We start from the raw sequence: 8,217 nt of genomic DNA on the forward strand, positions 1-8,217 counted from the left end.
GCGACGGCGCGGCGCGGCCTCGCCCTCGGCGCCCTCGACGGCCGGAGCCGCCACGGCGGCCTCGGTCACGGCGGCGGCCTCGCCCTCGCCGACCACCGAGCCCCGACGGGTGCGGCGGCGCTCACGGGTGCGGCGCGGCTTCTGCTCCTCGGTCTCGGCGGTGGCGGCGCCGGCGCCCGGACGGCCGGAGCCGCCCTGGCCACCGCGACCGCCACGCTCACCGCGACCGCCGCGGCCCGGGCGGGAACCGCGTCCACCGGTCTCGCCGAGGTCCTCGACCTCCTCCGCGTTGAGCCCGGCGCGGGTCCGCTCCGAGCGCGGCAGGATGCCCTTGGTGCCCGGCGCGATCTTCAGCAGCTCGTACAGGTGCGCCGAGGTGGAGTACGTCTCCTCCGGGTCGTTGAACGGCAGGTCCAGCGCCTTGTTGATCAGCTGCCAGCGCGGGATGTCGTCCCAGTCGACCAGGGTGACGGCGGTGCCGGAGGCGCCGGCCCGGCCGGTGCGGCCGATCCGGTGCAGGTAGGTCTTCTCGTCCTCGGGGCACTGGTAGTTGATGACGTGCGTCACGCCCTCGACGTCGATGCCGCGGGCCGCCACGTCGGTGCAGACCAGCACGTCGACCTTGCCGTTGCGGAAGGCCCGCAGGGCCTGCTCACGGGCGCCCTGGCCGAGGTCGCCGTGGACCGCGCCAGCCGCGAAGCCGCGCTGGGTCAGCTGGTCGGAGACGTCGGCGGCGGTGCGCTTGGTGCGGCAGAAGATCATCGCCAGTCCGCGGCCGTCGGCCTGCAGGATGCGCGAGACCATCTCGACCTTGTCCAGCGAGTGGGCGCGGAAGATGTGCTGCTCGATGTTGGCGACGGTCGCGCCGGTGTCGTCCGGGGCGGCGGCCCGGATGTGGGTCGGCTGGCTCATGTACCGGCGGGCGAGGCTGATCACCTGGCCCGGCATGGTGGCCGAGAACAGCAGGGTCTGCCGCTTGGCCGGCAGCATGGTGATGATCTTCTCGACGTCGGGCAGGAAGCCCAGGTCGAGCATCTCGTCGGCCTCGTCCAGGACGAGCGCGCGGACCTTGGACAGGTTCAGCTTCTTCTGCCCGGCGAGGTCCAGCAGCCGGCCCGGGGTGCCGACCACGATGTCGACGCCCTTGGTGAGCGCCTCCACCTGCGGCTCGTACGCCCGGCCGCCGTAGACGGCCAGGACCCGCACGTTGCGGACCTTGCCGGCGGTCTGGAGGTCGTTGGTGACCTGGGTGCAGAGCTCGCGCGTCGGGACGACGATCAGCGCCTGCGGGAAGTCGGAGAGCTGCTCCTCGGTGGCGCGGCCGGCGTCCACGTCGGCGCGCACGACGGCCCGCTCGATCAGCGGGAGGCCGAAGCCGAGGGTCTTGCCCGTGCCGGTCTTGGCCTGGCCGATGACGTCGTGGCCGGTCAGCGCGACCGGGAGGGTCATCTCCTGGATGGGGAAGGGGTGGACGATGCCGACGGACTCCAGGGCCTCGGCGGTCTCCGGGAGGATCCCCAGTTCCCGGAACGTCGTCTTGATGGGTTCAGCGGTGGTGGACAGGGTGCTGCCTCTTCCGTTTTCGGAGGGGCCGAGAGCGAGCGGCGGGCGGGCAGCCGCGCGGCTGCGTACGGGCCTGTGCGGCCCCGAATACAGCTGCGCGGACGCACAACCGCGCCGGTCCCTGCGGCCGGCCGGTGCGCGCTGCCCTGTGCGGGGCGCGTCGCCGGCGGCGTCGGGGAGGATTCCCGTGAGGGACCTGCGCGGGACCTCCGCCTCGGGGCGTGGTCTCGGCGGCCCTCGCTCGGCCACTGATGCGGTGCCAAGGCTTGAAGTCCAAGCCATGGTCGGAGCCGATCGGCTCTCCGACCGGGCATCCGCGTACGTGAGTACCCGTGCCTCCGGTGCGGACACGTCCGGCTGGACGGTGCCGCTACGGAGGGTCCGCGCGGGGTACCGAGACGGCGGTGACACCATGCGAACACGACGGGCTCCGTACCACCATACAGTCAGGCGACGACTCGAACACGTGACGCGTCTGACATTGCCCCCGGCAACTGCCACCGGAGCGCCCCGTACGGCCGGTCACCCGGGCGCGCGCGGGCACGCGGCGGGCGGGGCGGGACTAAGGTTGCGGGTCATGGAGACCCATGGTGAGACGCAGGACGCGGCGGCCGGCTCGATCGGGGACTGGGCCGCGTGCTCGGCCGACCCCGGCTACCGGGCGGCCGTGCTGGACCTGCTCGGCGCGCTCGCCTACGGCGAGCTGAGCGCCTTCGAGCGGCTCGCCGAGGACGCCAAGCTGGCGCCCGACCTCGCCGACAAGGCGGCGCTGGCCCGGATGGCCTCCGCCGAGTTCCAGCACTACCAGCGGCTGCACGACCGGCTCGCCGAGGTCGGCGCCGACCCGCAGGAGGCGATGCGGCCCTTCGTCGAGCCGCTGGAGCTGTTCCACCGGATGACGGCGCCCTCGGACTGGCTGGAGGGCCTGGTCAAGGCCTACGTCGGCGACGCCATCGCGACCGACTTCTACCGCGAGGTGGCCGTCCGGCTGGACGACGACACCCGCGACCTGGTGCTGAGCGTCATGTCCGACACCGGCCACGCCCAGTTCGCCGTCGACAAGGTCCGCCAGGCCATCGAGGCCGACCCGCGGGCCGGCGGCCGGCTCGCCCTGTGGGGCCGACGGCTGATGGGCGAGGCGCTCAGCCAGGCCCAGCGGGTGGTCGCCGAGCGCGACGCGCTGTCCAACCTGCTGGTCGGCGGCGTCCGGGTGCAGGGCTTCGACCTGGTCGAGGTCGGCAAGATGTTCAACCGGATCACCGAGGCGCACACCAAGCGGATGGCCGCCCTCGGCCTGGCGTCGTAGGGCCTGTTCGCCGGGGCCTCAGGCCGCCCGGTGCCGCCGCGACGCGCGGTGGGCGCCGGGCCGGTGCGCGTGGTGCCGGTGCGCCGGGGCGCGCCCGGCGGCGAGGTCGGGCCGGGCCAGCAGCGAGGTGAGCACGCCCGAGGCCACCGCCGCGGCCGCGACGGACACCGCGGGCTGGCGCCCGTCCACGCCGAAGTGCGCGACCACCCCGCCGACCAGCGCCGCCGCCAGCGCGGTGCCCAGGGTCAGCGCCCGGGCGGCCCGGAAGTACGCGGGCAGGGCCAGCAGGGCGGCGGCGGCCGTGACCAGGCCGACGAGGGCGAAGGCGATCGACTCGACCAGCAAGGCTGCCTCCCGGGGGAACGGGCGTGCGGCACCGGCGCCGCACCCTCGCCGTACCCCGCCCCACCCGGCCGTACACACGACGGTGCCCCGCTCCCTCGCGGGAACGGGGCACCGGACGATGCTGTGCGGCGGCGCCTCAGGCGGTGCCGAAGCCGACCTTGCGGGCGGCCGACTCGCCGATCTCCACGTACGCCAGGCGCTCGGCCGGGACGATGATGCGACGGCCGTGCTCGTCGGACAGCGCGAAGATCTTCTCCGAGCCCTCCAGCGCCTTCGCGACCGCGCTCTGGACCTCATCGGCAGTCTGCGAGCTCTCGATCACGATCTCGCGCGGCGCGTTCTGCACGCCGATCTTGACCTCCACGGCTTCCGTCCCTCCGGGGTTGCAGCCTCCACGCACGGGCACCGGACCGCCTGGGACAAGCGTTCGCGGCGACCGTGCCGTACGGCTTCACCATAGAGCACCGGATCCCCGGCCCGACGAAGGTCCGCGGATCAGTCCTGGTGGGCGGTGCCCTCGCCGGACTGCTCGCCCGGGTGCATCGGGAAGCCCTTCAGACCGCGCCAGGACAGGCTGGCGACCAGCCGCACCGCCTCGTCGCGGGGGATCTCCAGGCCCTGTGAGAGCCAGTACCGGGCGGTGATCTGGGCCAGGCCGCAGACTCCGGCGGCGAGCAGCTTGGACTCCGCCTCGGGCAGGTCGGTGTCCTCCTGGATCACCTCGCTGACCAGCGTCGCGCTCGCCTCGGAGGCCCGCTCGACCCGCTCGCGCACGGCCGGCTCGTTGGTCAGGTCCGACTCGAAGACCAGCCGGAAGGCGCCGGACTCGCTGGAGACGTAGTTGAAGTACGCCTCCATGGTGTTGGCCACCCGCTGCTTGTTGTCGTTGGTCGTCGACAACGCCTCGCGGGTCGACTCGACCAGGGCGTCGCAGTGCTTGTCCAGCAGCGCCAGGTAGAGCTCCAGCTTCCCGGGGAAGTGCTGGTAGAGCACCGGCTTGCTCACCCCGGCGCGGTCGGCGATGTCGTCCATGGCGGCCGCGTGGTAGCCCTGGGCGACGAACACCTCCTGGGCGGCACCGAGCAGTTGTTCACGGCGGGCGCTTCGCGGCAGGCGGGCACCGCGCGGGCGCTCCTGCGCCTCCTGGATGGCCGTCACGGCGCTCCTCACTTCGGGGTCTCTTCGCGGCTGGCGAGATGGCCGATTCTACTTTTCGGTAACCGCGCCCGCGTTCGGCGAAGGCGAGTAAAGACGATCGGCCTGGTTGTCAGGAGCCCACAATACGGCGCTGACCTCGGCCTCGGCAGTGGTGGGACGGACACGGTCCGCGGCCCGACCACCCCGGTGCCACCGGGGCCGAGGCTCACTACCATCGTCCACCATGAGCAGCGCTGAGCAGCAGGTACGTACGGTCGAGGTCCCCGGCGCGGTGCTCGCGGTGCACCGCCCCGCCGACGACGGCGCCGCCGACGGGCGTGAGCCCGGGCTCTTCGTGCACGGCCTCGGCGGCTCGGCCGCCAACTGGCAGGCCCTGATGGACCGGCTCGGCGGGCACGTCGACGGCGAGGCCGTGGACCTGCCCGGGTTCGGCCGCTCCCACCCGCCCACCGACGGCAACCTCACCGTCTCCGGCCACGTCCGCGCGGTGATCGGCTACCTGGAGGCCTCCGGCCGCGGCCCCGTCCACCTGTTCGGCAACTCGCTGGGCGGCGCGGTCGCCGTCCGGCTGGCGGCCGTGCGCCCGGACCTGGTGCGCAGCCTCACCCTGGTCTCCCCGGCACTGCCCGAGCTGCCCCCGCAGCGCTCCGCCTGGCCGACCGGTCTGCTCGCGGTGCCCGGCGTGCCCGCGGTGCTGCGCCGGCTGTCCGCGGGCGGACGCGACGTCGAGGCGGCCACCGAGGACCTGCTGCAGCTGGTCTACGGTCACCCGGACAGCCTGAGCCCGGAGACCCGGGCCCAGGCGGTGGCCGAGTACCGGCGCCGGCTGGAGGTGCCGCACGCGATGCAGGCGCTGGTCGGCTCGGCCCGCGGCATCGTCTCGGCGTACACCGAGCGGGGCGACCAGGCGCTGTGGCGGCAGGCCGAGCGGGTCGAGGCGCCGGTGCTGCTGGTGTACGGGCTGCGCGACAAGCTGGTCTCCTACCGCTCGGCCCGCCGCGCCTGCGCGGTCTTCGCGGACGCCCGGCTGCTGGTGCTGCCGGAATCCGGGCACGTGGCGATGATGGAGCACCCCGACGAGGTCGCCCGGGCGGTCCGGGAGCTGATCGCGTACACCACCGTCTGAGCGGACCCCACTGCCTGAGCGGACCCCACCGGCCGAGCGCGCGGCAGGGAGCGGGCGCGCGCCGCGAGGGCTGAGCACGCGCCCTGGGCGGGGCGCACCGCGTGCGGGCGGGGCGCACACCCCGCGGGCCGGGCGCGCGCCACGGCCGGTCGCGCGGGCGGCCGCGCATACCGCCCGGTAACGGCCCGGTCCGGGTCGAGGTCACGGCGGTTCACTCGATCAGGTGGCAGGCAGGCAGGTGACCGATGGATCGGCCCGGGCCGGTCCTACCTTTCTGCTGTCGGACCGAACAGGTGTGGGGGAGTCGCGGCCGCCGGAGGAACCGGAGGGCGGCCGCGGGCCAGGGGTTCCGGCGGGCTGGGCCCGACCGCCGAAGCGGACGGGAGCCCGGGGGAACGGAACGCGGCGCGTCCGCGACCGGGCCGCCGGCGGGCCGCACGGAGGCACCGCGGCGCCGACCCGGGCCGACCGGACCTCCCTTCCCCGACCGCTCCCGCCGCCGTGCGGGGGCGCCCCGGGCGACTGCCCGGGCCGCCCGGATGTCCGTCGATCCGTCGATCCGTCCGCGATCCCGCCCAGCGAATCCCGCTCTGCCCTGGAGGTCTCCCGTGCGCGTTGCCCTGCTCACCGAGGGTGCCCGTCCGCATGCCCGGCGTGGTGCCGGCGGCTGGTGCGAGCGGTTGGCCGAGGGCCTGCCGGAGCACGGGTTCGAGCTGTACCTGCTCACCGGCCCGGAGGCGGGGCGGGCCCCGGGCACCGCGCAGCGGCCGTCGTCCGTCTGGCGCGGCACCCACGAACTGGCGCCGTGGGGGCGCCGGCCGGGCGGCCGGGCACCGGGCGCGGTGCGCAGACGCCGGTACGCCGGGGCGTACGAGCAACTGGTGCGGGCCCTGCTACTGCCCGTGGAGAGAGCCGGCTTCGGGCCCGGGCTGTACCGGCTGGCGGCGCTCGCCCGGGAGGACGGCGCGCTGCCCGCCTTCCTGGCCTCCGCGCACGCCCGCCGGCTGCTGGAGCGGACCTGGCGGCTGCCCGGCGCGGACACCTCGGCCAGGCAGCCGCTGGTGTGCGATGTGCTGGTCGCGGCGGACCTGCTGGAGCAGTGCCTGCGCCCGCTGTCCGCGCCCTGGTACGGCACCGGCCCCGGCGGCCTCGGCGCGGCCGACCTGTGCCACGTGGTCGGCGGCGGCCCGGCCGCGCTGCCCGCCCTGGTGGCCCGGCAGCTGCACGGGGTGCCGTTCGTGGTCACCGAGCACGGCCTGCACCTGCGCGAGCAGTACCTCGGCTACCGCGAGGCGCCGTACCGGTGGCCGGTCCGCGCGCTGCTGCTGTCCTTCTTCCGGGCGCTCACCGGGGAGACGTACCGGCAGGCCGCGATACTCACCCCCGGCAGTGCCCACGACCAGCAGTGGCAGCGCCACTGCGGGGCCGACCCGGCCCGCACCCGGGTGGTCCACGAGGGCACGCCGGTGGTGGACCGACCGGCCGCCGGGCCGGAGCCCGCGGCGCCGACCCTGGTGTGGGCGGGCACGCTGGAGCCGGGCCGGGACCCGGAGCTCGCGCTGCACGCCCTCGCCCGGGTCCGCGCCGAACTGCCCGGCGCCCGGCTGGTGGTGTACGGCGAGGAGGCGGTGCCCGGCTACCGGGCGCACTGCGCGGCGGTGGCCGAACGGCTGGGGGTGGCCCCGGCGGTGGACTTCGCCGGACGGTCCGGGTCCCTCCCCGGGGCCTGGGAGTCGGGCACGGTGGCGGTCTTCTCGGGGCTCTCCCAGCGCAGCCCCCGGCTGCTCGCGGACGCGATGCTCAGCGGCCGGGCGGTGGTCTCCACCGACGTCGGGGTGGCCCGCGAGGTGGTCGGGCCGACCGGGCTGCTGGTGCCCGCCCGCGACCCGCGCGCCCTGGCGGGCGCCTGCCTGGCGCTGCTGCGCGACGAGGAGCGGCGGGCCCGGCTCGGGCTGGCCGGGCGGCTGCGGGCGCAGGAACGCTTCGCCGTGGAGCCGGTGATCGGCGCCTTCCGGGAGATCTACCTGGAGCTGGTCTCGCAGTACCCGGCCTTCCCCGGCGGAGGGGGCGGCGGCGAGGGCGGGCCCGGGCCCCGTCCGTTCGCCCGCCCCGCCGAGTACTGGCTGGCCGAGGGCCCGCGCGGCGGCGGGGACGACACCCCGCGGGAGGGGACCGCGGACCCGGACGGCGTGCGGGAGCCGGCCGGGCGGCGGCGGGCCGAACTCGCGGAGGCCCTCTGATGCCGGGCGGGACCCTGCTCGGCAGCAGCGCGGACCCGGTGCGCGAGGTGATGGCGGAGCACCGCGAGCTGTGCGAGCGCGCCGTCGACCCGCTGGAGATCGCCGCCGGGCTGGAGGAGGCCGGGCTCGGCCCGGACGCCGCCGCCCGCTGCCGGCACGCCGACCTGTTCTCGTTGGCCGAGGAGCTGTACGCCCGGGTGCCCCGACGCCCGCCCGCGCCCCGGCCGCCGGCGGCCCGGCCGGACGGGGCGGCCGCCCGGGCCGCGCTGACCGCCGCCGCGCTGGCCGCGGCACCCTGCGCGGGCGTGGCCGCGCTCGGCACGCGCTGGCCGGTGCTGCTGTGCGCCGCGCTCCCGCTGGCGCTGCTGCCCGCGCTGACCGCGCCGCCCCCGGCCGAGCCCGGCCCGCCGTGCGCCGGGCCCGTCCGCCCGCCGGACGCCCTGGGGCCGGTGCCGGCACCGGCGGCGCGGCCGGCGGCC

The 8,217-nt window shown here is 76.1% G+C and carries 7 protein-coding genes and 1 pseudogene; 4 read left to right on the forward strand and 4 right to left on the reverse strand.

The window, feature by feature from the left end:
- The coding region (locus ABZ449_RS41065) for a DEAD/DEAH box helicase (RefSeq protein WP_360356998.1) at nt 1-1,449 on the reverse strand (1,449 nt) is incomplete at its 3' end.
- 691 nt (nt 1,450-2,140) lie between these two features.
- Here ABZ449_RS41065 and ABZ449_RS41070 point away from each other — a divergent pair.
- Nucleotides 2,141-2,869: a ferritin-like fold-containing protein gene (locus ABZ449_RS41070; protein WP_360357000.1), complete on the forward strand. Its 729-nt coding sequence runs from the start codon at nt 2,141-2,143 to the stop codon at nt 2,867-2,869.
- An 18-nt stretch (nt 2,870-2,887) separates the two neighbouring features.
- On the opposite strand, the gene ABZ449_RS41075 is transcribed toward ABZ449_RS41070, so the two are convergent.
- The 3 genes from ABZ449_RS41075 to ABZ449_RS41085 form a co-directional block, all read right to left on the reverse strand.
- Nucleotides 2,888-3,214 carry a hypothetical protein gene (locus tag ABZ449_RS41075; protein WP_360357002.1) on the reverse strand — a complete coding sequence of 109 codons (327 nt, stop codon included), beginning with the start codon at nt 3,212-3,214 and terminating at the stop codon, nt 2,888-2,890.
- Between the two features lie 136 nt (nt 3,215-3,350).
- Nucleotides 3,351-3,578: a DUF3107 domain-containing protein gene (locus ABZ449_RS41080; RefSeq protein WP_049660675.1), complete on the reverse strand. Its 228-nt coding sequence runs from the start codon at nt 3,576-3,578 to the stop codon at nt 3,351-3,353.
- A gap of 131 nt (nt 3,579-3,709) precedes the next feature.
- The gene (locus ABZ449_RS41085; RefSeq protein ID WP_360357005.1) at nt 3,710-4,372 is read right to left on the reverse strand and encodes a TetR/AcrR family transcriptional regulator; all 663 of its coding nucleotides are present in this window, start codon (nt 4,370-4,372) and stop codon (nt 3,710-3,712) included.
- A 223-nt stretch (nt 4,373-4,595) separates the two neighbouring features.
- Between ABZ449_RS41085 and ABZ449_RS41090 the strand changes: the two genes are divergently transcribed.
- The 3 genes and pseudogenes from ABZ449_RS41090 to ABZ449_RS41100 form a co-directional block, all read left to right on the forward strand.
- The gene (locus ABZ449_RS41090) at nt 4,596-5,498 is read left to right on the forward strand and encodes an alpha/beta fold hydrolase (protein WP_360357008.1); all 903 of its coding nucleotides are present in this window, start codon (nt 4,596-4,598) and stop codon (nt 5,496-5,498) included.
- A gap of 608 nt (nt 5,499-6,106) precedes the next feature.
- Complete coding sequence (locus ABZ449_RS41095) at nt 6,107-7,738, forward strand: DUF3492 domain-containing protein (protein ID WP_360357011.1); 1,632 nt, start codon at nt 6,107-6,109, stop codon at nt 7,736-7,738.
- Nucleotides 7,738-8,217, forward strand: a pseudogene (locus tag ABZ449_RS41100) (hypothetical protein); the annotation flags it as partial. The gene ABZ449_RS41095 and the pseudogene ABZ449_RS41100, both read left to right, overlap by 1 nt.

This window comes from Kitasatospora sp. NPDC005856 (genome assembly GCF_040629945.1).
GTDB lineage: Bacteria > Actinomycetota > Actinomycetes > Streptomycetales > Streptomycetaceae > Kitasatospora.

Excerpts from the sequence above, each read along its gene's own strand:
- ABZ449_RS41070 (WP_360357000.1), top strand. The coding sequence starts at position 2,141 with ATGGAGACCCATGGTGAGACGCAGGACGCGGCGGCCGGCTCGATCGGG.
- ABZ449_RS41090 (WP_360357008.1), top strand. The coding sequence starts at position 4,596 with ATGAGCAGCGCTGAGCAGCAGGTACGTACGGTCGAGGTCCCCGGCGCG.